Origin of the sequence: Bacteroides sp. AF39-16AC, from assembly GCF_003602735.1 — a bacterium.
In the GTDB taxonomy this organism is placed as follows: domain Bacteria; phylum Bacteroidota; class Bacteroidia; order Bacteroidales; family Bacteroidaceae; genus Bacteroides; species Bacteroides uniformis.
The window spans coordinates 25,367-44,533 of record NZ_QTLN01000015.1; the positions used below are offsets into that span (position 1 = coordinate 25,367).

General features: G+C 47.4%; 12 protein-coding genes and 1 tRNA gene. 6 read left to right on the forward strand and 7 right to left on the reverse strand.

Annotated features, from left to right (window positions below; translation table 11 throughout):
• Nucleotides 1–20 precede the first annotated feature (20 nt).
• The 3 genes from DW039_RS13190 to potA are packed head-to-tail and all read right to left on the reverse strand — an operon-like array spanning nucleotide 21 to nucleotide 3,005.
• Complete coding sequence (locus tag DW039_RS13190; protein WP_005828082.1) at nucleotides 21–812, reverse strand: ABC transporter permease; 792 nt, start codon at nucleotides 810–812, stop codon at nucleotides 21–23.
• The gene (locus tag DW039_RS13195; RefSeq protein WP_120382026.1) at nucleotides 809–1,582 is read right to left on the reverse strand and encodes an ABC transporter permease; all 774 of its coding nucleotides are present in this window, start codon (nucleotides 1,580–1,582) and stop codon (nucleotides 809–811) included. Before DW039_RS13195 ends, DW039_RS13190 begins: the two co-directional genes overlap by 4 nt.
• 16 nt (nucleotides 1,583–1,598) lie before the next feature.
• Nucleotides 1,599–3,005, reverse strand: a complete 1,407-nt coding sequence (gene potA, locus DW039_RS13200) for a polyamine ABC transporter ATP-binding protein (RefSeq protein WP_005828085.1) — start codon at nucleotides 3,003–3,005, stop codon at nucleotides 1,599–1,601.
• Between the two features lie 213 nt (nucleotides 3,006–3,218).
• Here potA and DW039_RS13205 point away from each other — a divergent pair, with 213 nt between their 5' ends.
• On the forward strand, nucleotides 3,219–3,980 hold the full coding sequence (locus tag DW039_RS13205; RefSeq protein WP_005836294.1) for an SDR family oxidoreductase: 762 nt from the start codon (nucleotides 3,219–3,221) through the stop codon (nucleotides 3,978–3,980).
• 100 nt (nucleotides 3,981–4,080) lie between these two features.
• A complete protein-coding gene (locus tag DW039_RS13210; protein ID WP_120382014.1) occupies nucleotides 4,081–6,285 on the forward strand; it encodes an alpha-galactosidase in 2,205 nt (734 codons plus the stop codon).
• Nucleotides 6,286–6,627: 342 nt separating this feature from the next.
• On the opposite strand, the gene DW039_RS13215 is transcribed toward DW039_RS13210, so the two are convergent.
• Nucleotides 6,628–6,700 (reverse strand) — tRNA-Lys (locus DW039_RS13215).
• Between the two features lie 138 nt (nucleotides 6,701–6,838).
• On the opposite strand from DW039_RS13215, the gene ettA reads away from it, so the two are divergent.
• Entirely contained in the window at nucleotides 6,839–8,536 is a 1,698-nt protein-coding gene (gene ettA / locus DW039_RS13220) for an energy-dependent translational throttle protein EttA (RefSeq protein ID WP_016273502.1), read from the forward strand.
• A gap of 153 nt (nucleotides 8,537–8,689) precedes the next feature.
• Here ettA and DW039_RS13225 read toward each other — a convergent pair whose 3' ends face one another.
• The 3 genes from DW039_RS13225 to DW039_RS13235 all read right to left on the reverse strand — a co-directional run bounded on the left by DW039_RS13225 (nucleotide 8,690) and on the right by DW039_RS13235 (nucleotide 14,910).
• A complete protein-coding gene (locus tag DW039_RS13225) occupies nucleotides 8,690–10,039 on the reverse strand; it encodes a DNA/RNA non-specific endonuclease (RefSeq protein WP_035457911.1) in 1,350 nt (449 codons plus the stop codon).
• Nucleotides 10,040–10,128: 89 nt separating this feature from the next.
• The gene (locus tag DW039_RS13230) at nucleotides 10,129–11,613 is read right to left on the reverse strand and encodes a BACON domain-containing protein (RefSeq protein ID WP_016273504.1); all 1,485 of its coding nucleotides are present in this window, start codon (nucleotides 11,611–11,613) and stop codon (nucleotides 10,129–10,131) included.
• A 27-nt stretch (nucleotides 11,614–11,640) separates the two neighbouring features.
• Nucleotides 11,641–14,910, reverse strand: a complete 3,270-nt coding sequence (locus DW039_RS13235; RefSeq protein ID WP_022401511.1) for a TonB-dependent receptor domain-containing protein — start codon at nucleotides 14,908–14,910, stop codon at nucleotides 11,641–11,643.
• 375 nt (nucleotides 14,911–15,285) lie between these two features.
• Here DW039_RS13235 and DW039_RS13240 point away from each other — a divergent pair, with 375 nt between their 5' ends.
• The 3 genes from DW039_RS13240 to DW039_RS13250 all read left to right on the forward strand — a co-directional run bounded on the left by DW039_RS13240 (nucleotide 15,286) and on the right by DW039_RS13250 (nucleotide 18,999).
• Nucleotides 15,286–16,623 carry a DEAD/DEAH box helicase gene (locus DW039_RS13240; protein WP_120382015.1) on the forward strand — a complete coding sequence of 446 codons (1,338 nt, stop codon included), beginning with the start codon at nucleotides 15,286–15,288 and terminating at the stop codon, nucleotides 16,621–16,623.
• 274 nt (nucleotides 16,624–16,897) lie between these two features.
• Nucleotides 16,898–17,965, forward strand: coding sequence for a 3-phosphoserine/phosphohydroxythreonine transaminase (gene serC, locus DW039_RS13245; RefSeq protein WP_005828105.1), 1,068 nt, complete (start codon nucleotides 16,898–16,900; stop codon nucleotides 17,963–17,965).
• A 110-nt stretch (nucleotides 17,966–18,075) separates the two neighbouring features.
• The gene (locus DW039_RS13250) at nucleotides 18,076–18,999 is read left to right on the forward strand and encodes an NAD(P)-dependent oxidoreductase (RefSeq protein WP_035448197.1); all 924 of its coding nucleotides are present in this window, start codon (nucleotides 18,076–18,078) and stop codon (nucleotides 18,997–18,999) included.
• Nucleotides 19,000–19,167 lie beyond the last annotated feature (168 nt).

Below are 19,167 nucleotides of genomic sequence, written 5' to 3' on the forward strand. Positions count from 1 at the left end.
CTTATAACTCATCACTCACATCAATCGTTTTTCGTCCGTTCGGCCCGCTTGTTGATTACAATCAGCAGCACCAGCACCGTCACGAAGATGATGGTGGAGAGTGGCCGCAGTTCCGGCGTCAGTCCACCTTTGCGCGCATCGGCGTAGATGTAGGTGGAGAGCGTTTCCAGCCCCTGGTTGCCGATGGTGAAGATGGTCACGGCAAAGTCGTCGATGGAGAGCGTGAAAGCAAGGATGAATCCGCTTATCATACCCGGAAATATCTCCGGAAGAATAACCTTGCGCAGTGCTTGGAACGGTGTGGCGCCCAGGTCGAGTGCCGCCTCGTAGACATTCTGGTTCATCTTTTTGAGCCGGGGCATTACGCTGAGCACCACGTAGGGCGTGCAGAAAGTGATGTGTGCCAGTACCACTGTGGTGAATCCTTGCGATATGCCGAAGCTGACGAACAGCAGGAACAGCGACACACCGGTGATAATGTCTGCATTCATCATCGGGATGGCATTGGCGAAGTTCATTACCTGCCGTGTGCGCGAGCGCAGATTGAAGATGCCGATAGCTGCAATGCTGCCCAGCGCCGTGCTGGCGGTGGCAGCAAGCAGGGCAATGGCGAATGTGTTCCAGATAGCATTCATCAGCGAGTGGTGCATCCCGCCCGTAAACAAGGAACTGTACAGCTTGGTGGAGAACCCCGTCCAGTTGCCCAGCACCTTTGCCTCCGTGAAGGAGAATATCATAATAATTAAGATGGGCGAGTAGAGCAACGCCAGCAGCAGCCACAAGTAGCCGCGGGTTAAGATTCGTGTCATCATATCACACCTCCGCTTTCATTCGATGCCCCGTCCTCCTCGTTGGTAAAGAGGATGGTGATGCCTATCAGCAGCAGCATGATGAGCGAGAGGGCGGCACCGTAGTTCCACATTCCGTTGTAAATATTCTCTTGCACCGTGGTGCCGAACAGTTTGATGTTGTTCATTGTCAGCAACTCGGCAATGGCAAAGGTAGAAACCGTAGGCATAAACACCATCACTATGCCGCTCATCACTCCCGGCATGGAGAGCGGCAGAATCACCTTGCCGAATACGTGGGTAGGAGAGGCTCCCAAGTCCTGCGCAGCCTCAATCAGATTGTGGTCCATCTTCTGAAGGGTGTTGTAAATGGGGTATATCATGAACGGCAGGAAGTTGTAGACCATACCGAACACAAGGGCACCTTCGCCCAGCGGCAGGTTCAGGAAGTCGAACAGCGCTACTGTGGCAAGCGTACGTATCAAGATATTCACCCACATGGGGAGGATGAACAGCACCACCATGGTGCGTGAGGTTTTGAATTGTTTCTGGCTCAGGATATACGCCGCCGGATAGCCCAGCAGCAGGCAGACCAGCGTGGTGATGACGGCTATTCCGATGGAGTAGACAAACGTGTTCATCGCTTCGGGGTGCATCATGAACTTGCGGAAGTTGGCCAACGTAAACGCCCCTCCGTCGTCCGTAAAGGCATAGAGCACGATGAGCAGCAGCGGTACTATGACAAATACAAGCAGAAACAGCGCGTAGGGTACCGTCCAGTTGCGCCGGCGCATGAAGAAATGGGATAACTTATTGAGCACTTCCTTCCTTATTAAGAGATTGAACAATCCGTATATTTTGAGGGGCGATGGTGATACCTACGCGGTCGCCGTCGTCCCACACGTCGTTGGTGTCGACAAAGATGTCTTCGTCCCAGTCCGTAAACACGGTCAGGTGGTAATGGTTCCCTTTGTAGAGGATGAATTTCACTTCACCCGTCAGACGGCCGTCCTCTTCGTTGTCTTCGAGGATGACGTGCTGGAAGTCTACTTCCACTTGCACGGCGCTGCCCGGCTCGATGCCCTGCACGGGGAGGCACTCGAAGTTACAGCCCAGGAAGTCTACGTGCGTCTCGTCCACCAGCTTTCCCTCGAAGGTGTTGCAGGTGCGTTCCTTCTTCATCACGTGGATGTCGAAGGGTTTCACCAGCAGGCCGACTTCGCGTCCTGCCTCGAAGGCATGGTAGTCCTGCACCATCAGCTCGTAGCCTTCGCGCGTCTGCACCAGCATTTCGTAGTGTACGCCTTTGAAGATGCAGCTGGTTACGGTCCCCGTCAGCTGTGCGGCGTCGGATACATCGAAGATGTAGATGTCTTCGGGGCGAATCACTACGTCTACCTGCATCTGCTCGCCAAATCCCGTGTCCACGCATTCAAATTCGTGTCCGCAGAAGGTGACGGCTTTATCCTTTATCATAACTCCGTTCAAGATGTTGCTTTCACCAATGAAGTCTGCTACGAAGGAGTTGATGGGTTCGTTGTAGATGTCCGTCGGCACGCCTATTTGCTGGATGCGTCCTTCGCTCATCACGACGATGGTATCGCTCAAGGTCAGTGCCTCTTCCTGGTCGTGGGTCACATATACGAAGGTGATGCCCAGCTTCTGGTGCATCTCCTTTAGCTCCATCTGCATGTCCTTGCGCATTTTTAGGTCCAGGGCGGCAAGGGGTTCGTCCAGTAGCAGCACTTCGGGTTCGTTGACGATGGCTCGGGCAATGGCTACGCGCTGTTGCTGCCCGCCGGAGAGGGAGTCTACGTCGCGGTCCTCATAGTCCGTCATGCCCACCATGCGCAGGGCTTGCTTTACCTTCTTCTCGATGGTGGCACCGGGCAGCTTCTTCAGCTTCAACCCGAAAGCAATGTTGTTGAACACGTTGAGGTGGGGGAAGAGGGCGTACTTCTGGAACACGGTGTTCACCGGACGCTTGTGCGGCGGTGTCTGCGTGATGTCCTTTCCGGCAATGGTTATCACTCCTTCCGAGGCTGTCTGAAAGCCTGCAATGAGGCGCAACAGTGTTGTCTTTCCGCAGCCGGACGGTCCCAGTATTGTTACAAACTCGCCCTTACGGACAGACAAATTCACATCATTCAGCACGGCCTTATCTCCGAAAAATTTCGATACGTGCTCCACACCGATGATGCAATCGGACTTTTGCATAAGCGTCTTTTACTTTATCCAAACGAATTAAACAAATCTCAGAAGAAAGCTGAAATAAAATCAAAACAGTTTCTCGGGCTTTCAAAAAGCGGGTGCAAAGTTACATAATTTATCGGGATTTTTCGCCTTACTCTAAAATTCATTATTCCTATGAAGTTAAAATAATAAGTAATACCTTTGTTGGCAGTATTGATATTAAAACTTAATAACATGATGGAAAAGAAGATTGTACTCATCACCGGAGCCTCCTCGGGAATAGGGGAAGGCTGCGCGCGTAAATTTGCCATGAACGGTTACCGGCTTATACTCAATGGCCGTAATGTGGAGAAACTGAATGCTGTAAAGAAAGAATTGTTGGAGAAATATGGAGCCGATGTGTATCTGCTTCCTTTCGATGTCCGCGACCGGCAGGCTGCCCGTGCCGCCCTCGAATCCCTTCCGGAGGAATGGAAGGCGGTAGACATACTGGTGAACAATGCCGGACTCGTCATTGGGGTGGACAAGGAACATGAAGGCAACCTGGATGAATGGGACATTGTCATCGACACTAACGTGAAAGCCTTGCTTGCCATGACCCGCCTCGTGGTTCCCGGTATGGTGGAGCGCGGCCGTGGTCACGTTATCAATATGGGGTCCATTGCCGGAGATTACGCTTATCCGGGAGGCAGTGTGTACTGTGCCTGCAAGGCTGCCGTCAAGGCCCTTTCCGACGGACTCCGCATCGACCTGGTGGATACCCCGATACGCGTAACGAATATCAAGCCGGGGTTGGTGGAAACCAATTTCTCCGTCGTCCGTTTCCGTGGTAACCGGGAGGCGGCCGATAATGTATATAAAGGTATACGCCCGCTGACCGGCGACGATATAGCCGAAGTGGTCTATTTCGCCGCTGCCGTCCCCGAGCATATCCAGATTGCGGAAGTGCTGGTGATGCCTGCCAACCAAGCCACGGGGACAATTGTCAGCCGGAAATAGAATTTGTATAAGGATATGATAAAATGATACTATTTTATCTTCGGGGAAACGCCTACATTTGCGCACAGCTAAATGAATATAGAATCTAAACAAGAAAAGCATGAATTTCAAGAAACGAACAAATTTTCTCTTTGGAGCACTGCTGCTGACCGGCAGTTTGTTGGCTCAAAACGTATGTGTATCCACTCCGAAAACCTCTTTGGTGCTTTCGGTTCCTGAAGGCGGTACACTGAGACACTTGTATTATGGTAACAGACTTTCTGAAGCCGACTTGCAGAATATCTCTGCGGCAGAAGCGAACCATGCAGCCTATCCCGAATATGGATTGAATGCTCCCGTGGAGACGGCCCTCGCTGTGAAGCATGCCGACGGTAACATGACCCTCCAGCTCGAAGTATTGAACGTGACTACCGAAAAGGAAGGGAATGCCGTGACGACTGTCGTGGCACTGAAGGATAAGGTGTATCCCTTCTTCGTCAACGTCTGTTACCGTGCCTGGCAGGATGCCGACGTGATAGAATCCTGGACTGAAATCTCCCATCAGGAGAAGAAGCCGGTGGTGCTCAATCAGTTTGCTTCCGGCTATCTGCCCATCCGCCGTGGCGATGTATGGCTATCCCATCTCTCCGGCTCCTGGGCCAATGAAGGGGTTTTGACGCAGGAACCTCTCACTCCGGGCATGAAGGTTATCAAGAATAAGGACGGTGTGCGCAATTCCCATACTGACCATGCCGAAGTGATGTTCTCCCTTGACGGCCGTCCGCAGGAGAACACGGGCAACGTGATTGGTGCAGCCCTCTGTTACAGCGGCAACTACAAGCTCCGCATTGAGACGCACGATGATGAATACCACCATTTCTTTGCCGGAATCAACGAAGAGAACTCTACTTATTCCTTGAAGAAGGACGAACTTTTCCGCACTCCCGAACTTGCCCTGACTTATAGTAATGAAGGCTTGAGTGGCGGCAGCCGTAACTTCCATCGCTGGGCACGCCTGCACAAACTGGCGCACGGCACTACCCCCCGCAAGATTCTTTTGAATAGTTGGGAAGGCGTGTACTTTGACATCAACCAGCAAGGTATGGACCAAATGATGGCGGACATTGCCTCCATGGGTGGCGAGTTGTTCGTGATGGACGATGGCTGGTTTGGCGACAAGTATCCCCGTAAGAACGACAGCTCATCACTCGGCGACTGGGTGGTGGACAAGAACAAGCTTCCGAACGGCATTGAAGGCTTGCTGAGTGATGCCAAGAAACATGGCGTCAAGTTTGGCATCTGGATTGAGCCGGAGATGGCGAACACTACCAGCGAACTCTACGAGAAGCATCCCGACTGGGTACTTAAGGCTTCCGAACGTGACGTTGTGTTGGGACGCGGCGGCACGCAGGTAGTGCTTGACCTTGCCAATCCTGCCGTGCAGGACTTCGTTTTCGGTGTGGTAGACAACCTGATGACCTCTTATCCTGAAATAGATTACATCAAGTGGGACGCCAATATGTCTGTCCAGAACCACGGTTCGCAATATCTGACGAAGGATAATCAGAGCCACATGTACATCGAATTCCACCGCGGCTTCGAGAAAATCTGCCAGCGCATCCGTGCCAAATATCCCGACCTTACCATCCAGGCATGTGCCAGTGGCGGCGGTCGTGCCAACTACGGAGTGCTGCCTTACTTCGACGAGTTCTGGGTAAGCGACAATACCGATGCCCTGCAACGTGTCTATATGCAGTGGGGAACTTCCTATTTCTTCCCCGCCATCGCTATGGCATCGCATATCAGTGCTGCCCCCAATCATCAGACGTTCCGCACCATCCCTCTGAAATATCGGATAGACGTTGCCATGAGTGGTCGTTTGGGTATGGAAATCCAGCCCAAAAATATGACGGAAGAAGAAAAGGCTCTTTGCAAGAATGCCATTGCCGAGTACAAGACCATTCGTCCCGTAGTACAGTTGGGAGACATTTACCGCCTGCTCTCTCCTTATGACAAGCAAGGTGTGGCTTCTCTGATGTACGTGGCTCCGGAGAAGGACAAGGCAGTCTTCTATTGGTGGAAGACGGAACATTTCTGTAACCAGCACCTGCCGCGTGTGAAGATGGCAGGGCTCTGTGCCGACAAGCAATACCGGGTGCATGAACTGAACCGTATAGATAATGTTCCCTTGAACTATGAAGGAAAGACTTTCAGCGGTGCCTATCTGATGGCAAACGGGTTGGAGATTCCTTACACACATAAGGTGGACTACCACAAACAGAACGACTATTCAAGCCGTGTGCTTTATCTGGAAGAGGTGAAATGACGTGAATAAAGGTGAGGTTTAGCCGCGTAAAGGTGAACTTGAGCGGCGTAAAGGTGAGGTTGATGGGTACAGTTGGTACAGTGGTACAGCGTCTCTTCTATCTCACACACGCATGTATATAAATAATGTACGCGTTATGAAGTAATGTACATAAGCACATGTGTGTGAAGCAGAAGAGGCGCTGTACCCACTGTACCAATTGTACCACTGTTTGGATGTCCAACTTTTCTTTTCGTACCCTTTTGGGACTTTCAGGTAAGATGGAAACATAAAAAAAGTCCCACAATACATTGATATTGTAGGACTTTTTTCTTTTTGTCGCCTTCTGACTTTGTTTCTATGTGAACCGCTTGGGGCTCGAACCCAAGACCCCAACATTAAAAGTGTTGTGCTCTACCTGCTGAGCTAGCGATTCAATCCTTCATTGCTGTTAAGCGGATGCAAAGATAGATACTTTTTTGAAAATTGCAAAATAATATCATCTTTTTTCTTATCTTTGTCCCCATTAATCCTTGATATTAATCATTATCACTGAACATTAATCATTAAATACATGGCAACAGTAGACGATAAAAAGATTATCTTTTCTATGGTTGGGCTGAATAAAACCATTCAGCAGAACAACAAGCAGGTACTGAAGAACATTTACCTCTCGTTCTTCTACGGGGCAAAAATCGGTATCATCGGTCTGAACGGTTCGGGTAAATCGACCCTGCTGAAGATTATCGCCGGATTGGATAAGTCCTATCAGGGCGAAGTGGTGTTCTCGCCGGGATATTCTGTGGGATATCTGGCTCAGGAACCGTACCTCGACCCCACCAAGACCGTAAAGGAAATTGTAATGGAAGGCGTGCAGCCCATTGTGGACGCGCTGGCAGAATACGAGGAAATCAACCAGAAGTTTGGCTTGCCCGAATATTATGAGGACCAGGACAAGATGGACAAGCTCTTCTCCCGCCAGGCCGAGTTGCAGGACATCATTGACGCGACCGATGCCTGGAACCTTGACAGCAAGCTGGAACGCGCCATGGACGCCCTCCGTTGTCCGCCCGAAGACCAGTCCGTAGAACATCTTTCCGGTGGTGAGCGCCGCCGTGTGGCCCTTTGCCGCCTATTGTTGCAGAAGCCCGACGTGCTTCTTCTTGACGAGCCCACCAACCACCTTGATGCCGAATCCATCGACTGGCTGGAACAACACTTGCAGCAGTACGAGGGTACGGTGATTGCCGTGACGCACGACCGTTATTTCCTTGACCATGTGGCAGGCTGGATTCTTGAACTGGACCGTGGCGAGGGCATCCCCTGGAAGGGGAACTACTCCAGTTGGCTGGAACAGAAAACTAAGCGCATGGAGCAGGAAGAAAAGACAGCCAGCAAGCGCCGCAAGACACTGGAACGCGAGCTGGAATGGGTACGTATGGCTCCCAAAGCTCGTCAGGCAAAGGGGAAAGCCCGTCTGAACTCCTACGACAAATTACTGAACGAGGACGTGAAAGAGAAGGAAGAGAAGCTGGAAATCTTTATCCCGAACGGCCCCCGTCTGGGCAACAAGGTGATTGAAGCCAAGCAGGTGGCAAAGGCGTTCGGCGACAAACTGCTGTTCGACGACCTCAACTTCATGCTTCCACCCAACGGCATCGTGGGTATCATCGGCCCCAACGGTGCCGGTAAGACCACGCTTTTCCGCCTTATCATGGGACTGGAAAAGGCAGACAAGGGCGAGTTCGAGGTAGGGGAAACCGTAAAGGTGGCCTACGTGGACCAGCAGCATAAGGACATCGACCCTAACAAGAGTGTATATCAAGTCATTTCCGGTGGAAACGACCTGATTCGCATGGGTGGACGCGACATCAATGCGCGCGCCTATCTGTCCCGTTTCAACTTCTCCGGTGCCGACCAGGAAAAGCTCTGCGGAGTGCTTTCCGGTGGTGAACGCAACCGCCTGCACCTGGCGCTCTGCCTGAAGGAAGAGGGTAATGTGCTTCTGCTGGACGAGCCTACCAACGACATCGACGTGAACACGCTTCGCGCCCTCGAAGAAGGTTTGGAGGACTTTGCCGGATGTGCCGTGGTTATCAGCCACGACCGTTGGTTCCTCGACCGTATCTGTACGCACATCCTCGCTTTCGAAGGAGATTCCAATGTGTTCTTCTTTGAAGGTTCTTATTCAGAATATGAGGAAAATAAACAGAAGCGCCTTGGGAAAGAAGAACCCACCCGTGTACGTTATAGAAAGTTGATGAATGACTGATTTGAGTATTTCAAAGAACAAATAGGAGAGAGGGAGGTCAGCCATAAGGCAAACCTCCCTCTCTCTTCTTATTATCTACTCGTCACTCAGGGAGTGTGTAATATACCATTATTCATGTTCAGATTCACGAATATTCATTCGTAGCACATGATACTACCAGGCCCAATCGGTGAGATTATAGCTACTCTCCACTTCATCCTCAATATAATCGGGAAGATTGCAGAAGAAGTCTATGCCAGTCTTGCTTTCAAGTTCATCAATGCTGATGGCATTTGCTTTGGTGTCATCCCTATTCAGCGGATGTTCAAAAGTATAGCCGTAGTCATCACGATGTTCCACCCAAAAACCTATGGTCTGATAGGATGTAGCTATGTCAACGGGCTGATTGGCACGATGAGCCAATACGGCAATGAAGTAATATTGTGGAACAGGCAATCCTTTTGATGTGAAACCCTTTGAGTCAGTAGCGGGCATCACTCCATCTCCTCCTGCCTTGGTTCCCTTATAATCTATCAATAGCTTGTCGAGCGTTCCACCTTTTGCCACATAGATTTTATCGTACACACTTCCAAAGGCATTGTCCTTGCGCACCCATGAATTGAGTAACTGCTCGAAGGTAACCCAGTAACCGCCATTGAATGAGTTGAGTTGTGGACTCATGTTGCTGAAGTAGAAAGTCTGCTTATTGGCTTCTGTAGAAAAAGAACGGTCATCGGAAGCACAGAGGTGTCCTCGGTCGAATCCGTCATTGGTATGCCAGCTATTGTCAACCCTCATACTCTCCGGCAGCAATGGGTCTACTGCCCAGGCGTCATCACTTCTGGTTACATTTTTCACCCCCGTAATGGCATCGTAGCTATAGGCCACCCAGCGAGAATGTTTCATGTGGTCGTTCCATTCCATTGCATAGTTAAGCACCTTGTTGCCACCGGCCGTAACTTCATGCTCCACGTAGGTATTGCCCTCCATCAGATGTGGCATTTCGTATTCTGTCACGTAATTTTGTCCTTGGGCGGATACATTCGCATTTTTGTTTTCTATCACAATTTTTTGGGCTGCATTATGCTCCACTCCTACATTTATCCCATCAACGTATGCGATGCGAAGTTTGAACATGGCAACTTGTGAAGGAAGCTGATAGCGTACCCAATAAGAAGTTTTTGCTTTGGCCACAGCCTTGTCACTCCATTGCTTTACGGTGGAGTAATCGGGAAGTGACGATAGATTATCAGTATCAAATTCTTCTGAAAAGGTGAATCCGTCACCGGAAATAGTCTTATTGGCTGCAATACTGATTTGCGAACGGATTGATTCATCCAATGTCAAGCCTTTGCTACCATCAATAGCATATAGTACTTCACGCTTGGAACCTTGTTCAGTGAATTGAATGTCATTGATAGTGGGATGTTCATTCATTTCTGAAGAATCATCTGAGCTACATCCACAGAACAATGGCAGCAACAGGCAAATCGCTAAAATCAAATTGTAATATCTTTTATTCATATCATATATAAAATTGAAAAAGAAATCCGCAATGTCATCTACATATACTGTGATGGCAGTGCGGATTTTACTTTATTATAAAAAATTCTTTATTCAGTCACTTTAGAAATGAAGAATGCGCTTCCCACTTGATCGGAATCTTTGTAGCTGGTACGAACACCGCATATAGTAATCTTATCACCTTCAACAATACCCAGTGATTCGAACTGTTTGCTTGCGCCTTTCCAGCCTGTAAGAAGACCATAAACATATACCTTGCCGCTTTCATCTGTAATATCAAAATTACCATAAAGGGTACTTGCGATATTTGATACAGTACCGGTCAACTGGTAATATTGTGAAGGGCTTTCCTCTGCTGCAAGGAAATCAGCAACAGTAACTGTTTTTACACTCTTCACGTCCTCTGCAACGGCATTGGTCATCTGCGGAGTACCTTTGTATTCGGCACGTGGACCAACGAGAGTTACAATATCACCTTCCTTGATATTAGAATCAGCAAAATCTTTGATGCCATAGATATATACATCACCCGAGAAATCCTTGATGTAGATATTGCCATATTGGGTATTAGCAATCTTGGTCACTACACCACTAATGCGGTATTGTGTAGCACCAACCTCGGCGGCAATGAATTCAGCAACAGTAGCTTCAACGATGGCGCCCTGCTGTGAGAGTTCAGTCTTGCTTGTGTAATCTTTTTTACCGTCAGTAGTGCGGAATGTAATGCTGGTTGAACGGTCACCACCTTCGTTTCGGGCAGCCTGGAACTTCACGCAAGCATCTGTTCCTTTCTGGTCGATAGAGACAATAGACAACCATTCTTTGGCATCCTCAGGAATTTCTACAGAAACGCCGTTGCCTTTGGTTATGATGTATGCCTCAAAGATACCACCCTCAACCGGAAGTACATCATTGTAGACAGAGTCGACCTTGATGAGCGATTTGTTAATCTTGAGCACAGTAACATCAACAAGCTCAACTGTAGTACCGTAGGTGGTTTTGGGACCTTGTATTGTTACCTCATCGCCTTCTTCCAGACCCAGGCTGGCAAAATTCTTCGTATTGCCTTTGGCGTCCAAAGTTCCATAGACGTAAACCTTACCGGTGGCATCCACAATGTCCCAGTTGCCGTAAACGGTGTTGGAAATATTTGAAACAACACCGGTCACTTTATAAGTCTTCTTGTCGGGACCGGCTATTACCTCGGCACAAGTAGCTTCCGAAATGACTGGCAAGCCTTGCATGATAGTCAAGTTCTGAGTTTCATTGGCGCTGCTCAGCTTCAGTTCCACTGAACGGCCATCCACAGCTTCATCAGCAGAGAATGTGATTTTGCTTTCGCCTTGAGGACCTTGAGTTGTAGAGATGGTAAGCCAATCGGCCTTGTCGTTACCTGTGATAATCCATTCGGACTTCGATTCAATTGTAATGTCAGTGCTACCTCCTTCAACCGGCAGCGCAACGTACGACTGTGAAACCTTCAATCCTGACAAGCCTATTGCTGCATCATCTTCAGCACAGCTTGAGAAAAGGGAAATCACAGCAGCAAGTACTATAAATAGATATTTTTTCATATTCTTCGATTATATTTAAATTGATAATCAGTTAAAGCAATACTTAATACCGATAGAAGCATACCAGCACTGACCAATAGCATGGTTGAGAGTCCAAGTCTTGGTGTTGCCATTTATAGACTCCGGAGTTGAGAATGTAGCAAAACCTTCAGCGTCTACACCTTCATACTTCAAGATACGGGCTTCGTTACCGATAGCAGGATTCAAATGCTTACTTACTCCCCAGCTTGAATTGAAGAAATTAAGCACGTTCTTCATGTCAAAGCTCAGCTGCAATTTGTGCTTGGCACCACATACATTCAAGTTGAAATCGTGCTTATAAGAGAAATCTACACGGTGTACCCAAGGAGAATAAAGACTGTTGGGCTCAGCATATTTACCCTGATTATTCTTAAGGTATGAGTCGTTGTGTACATAATCCATGAAGCGTGTCTTGTCATCCTCGCTAACGAAACGGAATGAACCGTCGGCAACTTGCTTGTCTGTAGGGATATAAATGGCATCGTAGTTGTAACCGTCACCGTTTATGTCGTTGGCAAGCATGTAAGAGTAATTGTAACCGCCACGCCAAGTCTCGTAAATCAAACTAAAGTGGTTGCCGCTCTTGTCGTTGATAGTGGCACTTGCAATGAAACGGTCGGGAGTAACGTTAAGGCCATTGTGCAAACGGAAGTTGTTGACACCTTCGTATGTAGAAAGGTAGTTGAGTACTGAAGAAGCATTGGAACCCGGAAGTGAAGTCACCTCCTTAGATACTGTATGCGTATAAGCAGCCATCAAATTGATCCATTTGGCAGGCGCTGCGTTCACGGTAACGCTGGTCGACCATCCGTAACCGCGGCTTGTATTCTCAAGCATGTAAGCACTGGGCAGACTCTTGCCCGCCTCGTCCGTATAAGTAGCGTCAGACGGGAATACAGGACGGTTATCAGCACCATTGAAGCGTGTAAAGCCGTTTATATCTTTCTGGCTCCAGTCTTTCAACATGGCGGCATTAAGTGTCTTGTTATAGATTCCTTCTACCGTCACGTTCAATGGGAATGATACGGGTACTGTATAATCCACGGCAATTGAAGACTTCCAGACCTGTGGCATTTTAAAGTCGGGATCGACGCCGCAAATGCTTGAAGGAACTGTACCGTCTTCCGGTTTGATTGTCTGAGGATAACCCAAATCATAAAGCTTTTGTTTCAGAGCTTCTGTAGAAAGGATTCCACCTTTGAATTCATCCATAGTGAAACCTTTGTCTTTTGCATTCTTGGCATTGACTTGCGCCTGATATTGAATCATACCGCCATTGGTAGGCATATTGGTAAAGAATACCAAAGGCAGACGTCCGGAGAACAAACCGCTACCACCACGCAGCTTCAAAGTATTGTTGCCAAGTATATCCCAACTGAAACCTATACGAGGAGATACTGTCAATGAGTTTCCGGGCCATTTGCCGGTATCGATATGACGACCGTTGTAGTCAAGGTCAAGAATAGCATTGTTGGTCATCAAGTCACCATTATCAAAGAAGAGTCCGTCGAAGCGCAGACCGGCTGTAACCTTGAAATCGGAACGTACGTTCCATTCGTCTTGCAAGTAGAAGCCCAATTTATTGTACTGAACACGTGATGCAGGTTCGTTTTCACCGTTATAGCCATAAGTCAAACATACAATTTCCGGAGCAGCTCCTTGAACAAAGTCATCCAGGCTGGTATAGCGATAATATCCTGTACCGTTACGGAGATACTGGTTGTCGGCCATTTGATGCTCATAGTTCAAGCCAACCATGATTTTATGATTGCCGGTATAGTAAGTTACGTCATCTTTTATATTCCACACTGTGTTGTGGACTGCGTTATTGTAAGTGAAAAGTTCTTCACCAAAAGAGATGTAGTTTTGATTGTCTTTCAAAATATCGACAAATGGGAAAATACTGGAATTAGTACCACGTACGTCATCCAACTTGGAGAATGTTGCCAAAAACTGGTTGGACAAGGTAGCAGAGAAGCGGCTGTTAAGGTCGAAAGACAATGAATGTACCAAGTTATCCAAGGAATACATGGAGTTGGCATACGACATGGCATACTGTGAAGTACGACTACCCGACATACGAGTACCACCGTCCATAGAGGAAGCGTTAGGGGCATTCCATACGGTATTCTTGGTATAGTTATAACGCAAAGCCAAGCGATGGTTGTTGTTGATGTTCCAGTCTATACGTGCCAATAATTTAGTGTTCTTATTGTCAGACGGGAAGCTGCTGAATGAACCGGTGTCATAGCCATATCTTTCTTTCGCTATATCGGACACATTCTGAAGATCGGCAACGGTTGCACGTGAGATGTATGCGTCTGCATTGGCCACACCGTCTTCGGAAGCACGCCAGCGATTGGCAATTGCAGGAGTATTCTGCAGCTCGCCGTTTGCAAAGAAGAAGAGCTTATTCTTGATTATCGGACCGCCAATAGTAAAACCATATGTAGTTGACTGGTCTTTCTCGCGAGCACCTAAGATTGTTTCACGATCAATGGCATCACCGCGCATGTTTTCATTCTGGTGATAAATATAAGCTGTACCTTTGTAAGTATTGGTACCTGATTTGGTAATGGCATTGATACCGCCACCGATGAAGTTGGTCTGGCGTACATCAAACGGAGATATGACAATCTGAATTTCGTCAATCGCCTCTATAGAGACCGGATTACCGCCACCAGGCAGGTTGGAACTCAAACCGAAGTTGTTGTTGAAGTTGGCACCGTCGATTGTGAAGTTGGCTGTACGACCGTCAGATCCGGCAAACGACATCCCATTACCACCGTAAGCAGACAAACGAGAATAGTCGGTAATGCTACGGCTTACAGAAGGCATGCTGGCAATCTGTGTATTGGAAATGTTGGTTGTTGCTCCGGTCTTTTCGGAAGCAAATTTAGTCTTTTGAGCTGTAACAACTACTTCCTCAAGAAGCTCTGATGATTCTTTCATCTGTACATTCAAATTGTAGACTTCACCTAATTGAAGAGTCACATCCTTGTACATCATTGTTTGGTAGCCGATGTAAGAGACTTCCACACTGTAAGGCCCGCCTGCCCGCATACCTTGAATGGTATAACGACCATCAATGTTTGTAATTGCGCCATATCGTGTCCCGGAAGGCTCGTGTATAGCCTGAACTGTTGCACCGATAATGGCTTCTTTGTCTGGGTCTGTTACCTTTCCACTTAATGAGGAGGTAGTCACCTGAGCCTTAGCTGTCATTGCGACTATCACCATAATTGTGGAAAGAATGAATCGCATTCTTTTTGCCATGAGATTTTAATTAATATGATTAAACTATTAAAAAACGTTGCAAATTTAAACAATAACTTTCAGATTACCGTTATATATCAATTACAATTTTATATTATATCTTTGGCATAAAAATGTATTTGTCAAAAGAAAACGGTGATTTTGTCAAGGACGTGCTCAATCAACCTGTTTCCTCAGGTAGATTGAGCACGTCCTTGACAACCTCAATATCTTTACTTCCCCAAAATTAAAGTGGGAGAAAACGACTTTAATTTTCTCCTATTCGATTGACGGGCATGTCATGATTTTAGGTAGCTTTCTTAAAAGCTGTTTTTGTTTTGATGGAAACTGACTTCTTATCCGTATCTTTGCATATTGATTAAAAAAGAGATATTCATGGAACTTTCGGATATACTTCATAATTTGAAGATACAAGAACTTACTCCGATGCAGGAGGCTGCTAAGGAAGCCTATCAATCAGCTAAAGATTTAGTACTTCTTTCGCCCACCGGTTCGGGTAAGACACTGGCTTTTCTCCTTCCGCTGGTACAGACCTTGAAAGCGGATATACAAGGTGTGCAGGCTCTTGTACTAGTACCTTCACGCGAATTGGCTTTGCAGATAGAAACTGTGTTCAAGTCTATGGGAACTCCTTTCAAGGCTATGAGCTGCTATGGCGGACGCCCTGCTATGGAAGAACACCGGACAATGAAAGGCATTCATCCCGCCGTCATTATCGGTACTCCGGGACGTATGAGCGACCATTTGAGGAAAGAAAATTTCAATGCCGCCACTGTCGTCACTCTGGTGATAGATGAATTCGACAAGTGTCTTGAGTTCGGCTTCCATGACGAGATGGCAGAGGTTATCGGGCAGCTTCCCTCACTGAAAAAGCGTGTGCTTCTCTCGGCCACCGATGCAGAGGAAATACCGCAATTTGCCGGAGTAGGAGGTGATTCCCCGTCTTCCGTCTCCCGGTTCATGAAGCTTGATTTTCTTGCTCCGGAAGCCCTTGCTCCGCGTCTGCGGCTGCATAAGGTCGTTTCTCCGGAGAAGGACAAGCTGGAGACCCTCTATAACCTGCTTTGTACTCTCGGCTATCATTCCACTCTGGTATTCTGCAATTATCGTGAAAGCGTGGAGCGTGTTGTTGGGTACCTGAAAGCCAGGAAGTTCCCTTGCGACATGTTTCATGGCGGTATGGAGCAACCCGACCGCGAACGTGCGCTTTACAAGTTCCGTAATGGCAGTTGCGCCGTGCTGATATCTACAGACCTTGCCGCCCGCGGACTGGATATTCCGGGTATTGAGAATGTGGTGCATTACCATCCTCCCGTAAACGAGGAAGCCTATACACACCGTAATGGACGTACCGCCCGTTGGGAGGCATCGGGAAATGCATATCTTGTCCTGCATGCCGAGGAGCGGGTACCCGAGTACATTTCTGAAGACATCGAAACGTACGAGTTTCCGGAGACGCTTCCCAAACCGGCCAAGCCCCGATGGGCTACCTTATATATAGGTAAAGGGAAAAAGGATAAGTTGAACAAGATAGATATTGTCGGCTTCTTGTATAAAAAAGGAGGGATGGCGCGTGAAGATGTCGGGCAGGTGGACGTAAAGGAACACTATGCCTTTGTAGCCGTGCGCCGCAGTAAAATGAAACAATTGTTGACGCTGGTACGCGGTGAAAAAATCAAGGGAATGAAAACTGTTATCGAGGAAGCAAAATGATTTATCTTATAAATATTCATTTTATTTGCGCTTATTCTTTTGAATATGAAGTAATGAAACCGCCTTGCTTTTAGTTTCTCTAAAAGTATTATCCTTGATAAGTAAAGATAACAAAATGGTGTATATATCTTGTATAAACCATTAAAAAGTAAGCTAAATGCGGCTTAAAAATAGAATTTCATCAGGAAAGGTTTGTTTTGAAGAAATATTTCCGTAATTTCGCAAAGTCGAAAGACATTAATGAACGAAATTGTATAACCAAAACAAACTTCAAATGAAAAAGCATAATTTCAATGCAGGACCTTCTATCCTTCCTCGTGAGGTGATTGAGAATACGGCACAAGCTATTCTTGATTTCAATGGCTCAGGCCTCTCACTGATGGAAATCAGCCACCGTGCCAAAGACTTCCAACCCGTTGTGGACGAAGCTGTGGCATTATTCAAAGAATTGCTCAATATCCCCGAAGGATATTCGGTACTGTTCTTGGGCGGTGGTGCCAGTTTGGAATTCTGCATGGTACCCTTCAACTTCCTTGAAAAGAAAGCTGCTTACCTGAATACGGGTGTATGGGCCAAGAAAGCCATGAAAGAAGCTAAGGCATTCGGTGAAGTAGTTGAAGTCGCTTCTTCCGCTGAATCTACTTATACTTATATTCCGAAGGACTATACAGTGCCTGCTGATGCAGACTATTTCCACATCACTACCAACAATACAATCTACGGTACGGAACTGAAAGAGGATTTGGACGTAAACGTTCCGATGGTGGCCGATATGTCTTCTGATATTTTCTCCCGTCCCATCGACGTATCCAAATATATCTGTATCTATGGTGGTGCGCAGAAGAATCTGGCTCCTTCCGGTGTTACATTCGTCATCGTGAAGAATGACGCGCTGGGTAAGGTATCCCGCTATATCCCGACCATGCTGAACTATCAGACGCATGTGGATAGCGGCTCTATGTTCAATACTCCTCCCGTTGTCCCCATCTATGCAGCCCTGCAGACATTGCGCTGGATTAAGGCAGAGGGTGGCGTGAAGGAAATGGAACGCCGTGCCATCGAAAAGGCCGATATGCTGTATGCTGAAATTGACCGTAACAAAATGTTTGTGGGTACGGCTGCCAAAGAAGACCGTTCACGCATGAACATCTGCTTTGTGATGGCTCCCGAATACAAGGAATTGGAAGCTGACTTCTTGAAGTTCGCTACCGAAAGAGGTATGGTAGGTATCAAGGGACACCGTTCTGTAGGTGGATTCCGTGCATCCTGCTATAATGCCATGCCAAAGGAAAGCGTGCAGGCTTTGATTGACTGCATGCAGGAATTTGAGAAACTTCATTAATAATATTGTTTTTCACCACAGATTACGCAGATTTGCACAGATTGTTTTTATGATTAAACTCTGTGATAATCTGTGTCATCTGTGGTGAGTCTTTTTAATATCATGAAATTATGAAAGTATTAGTTGCAACAGACAAACCGTTTGCCAAAGTGGCAGTAGACGGTATCCGTAAAGAAATAGAAGCAGCAGGTTACGAACTCGTGTTGCTGGAAAAATATGGTGAAAAAGCCAAGCTGCTGGAGGCTGTGAAAGATGCCAACGCTATCATTATCCGCAGTGACATCATTGATGCTGAAGTGCTGGATGCCGCCAAGGAACTGAAGATTGTGGTGCGTGCCGGTGCCGGTTATGACAATGTGGACCTGGAAGCAGCTACTGCCCACAATGTATGTGTAATGAATACTCCGGGACAGAACTCCAATGCTGTGGCCGAGTTGGCTTTCGGCTTGATGGTGATGGCTGTCCGTAATATGTATAACGGTACTTCCGGTACGGAACTGATGGGCAAGAAACTGGGTATCCACGCTTATGGTAACGTGGGGCGCAACGTAGCCCGTATTGCCAAAGGCTTCGGTATGGAGATTTATGCGTTCGACGCTTTCTGCCCGAAAGAAGTAATCGAGAAGGATGGAGTGAAGGCTGTGGGTTCTGCTGAAGAGCTTTACTCTACTTGCGATGTCGTTTCCCTGCATATTCCTGCAACTGCCGAAACGAAGAATTCCATCAATTATGCATTGGTGAACAAGATGCCGAAAGGTGGACTGCTGGTGAACACAGCCCGTAAGGAAGTCATCAATGAAGCCGAGCTTATCCAGCTGATGGAAGAGCGTACCGACTTGAAATACATGACCGACATTATGCCTGCTGCCAATGAAACATTTGCAGCCAAGTTTGCCGGACGTTATTTCTCTACACCGAAAAAGATGGGTGCCCAGACTGCCGAAGCCAATATCAACGCAGGTATTGCCGCTGCCAAGCAGATTGTAGGCTTCCTGAAAGACGGTTGCGAGAAGTTCCGCGTAAACAGGAAATGAGATGAATAGTAAGACTACCTATAAATGTTCAGTTCTTTATTTAGCAATAGGTGCTGGTATATTTTCATTAAGTAGTATATTCAGAAATGAATTGTCAGATTTCGCCCTCGGTTTTTGCGAGGGCGTATCTATTGTACTGATATTAGGTAGTGCAATTTATCTGGTAAG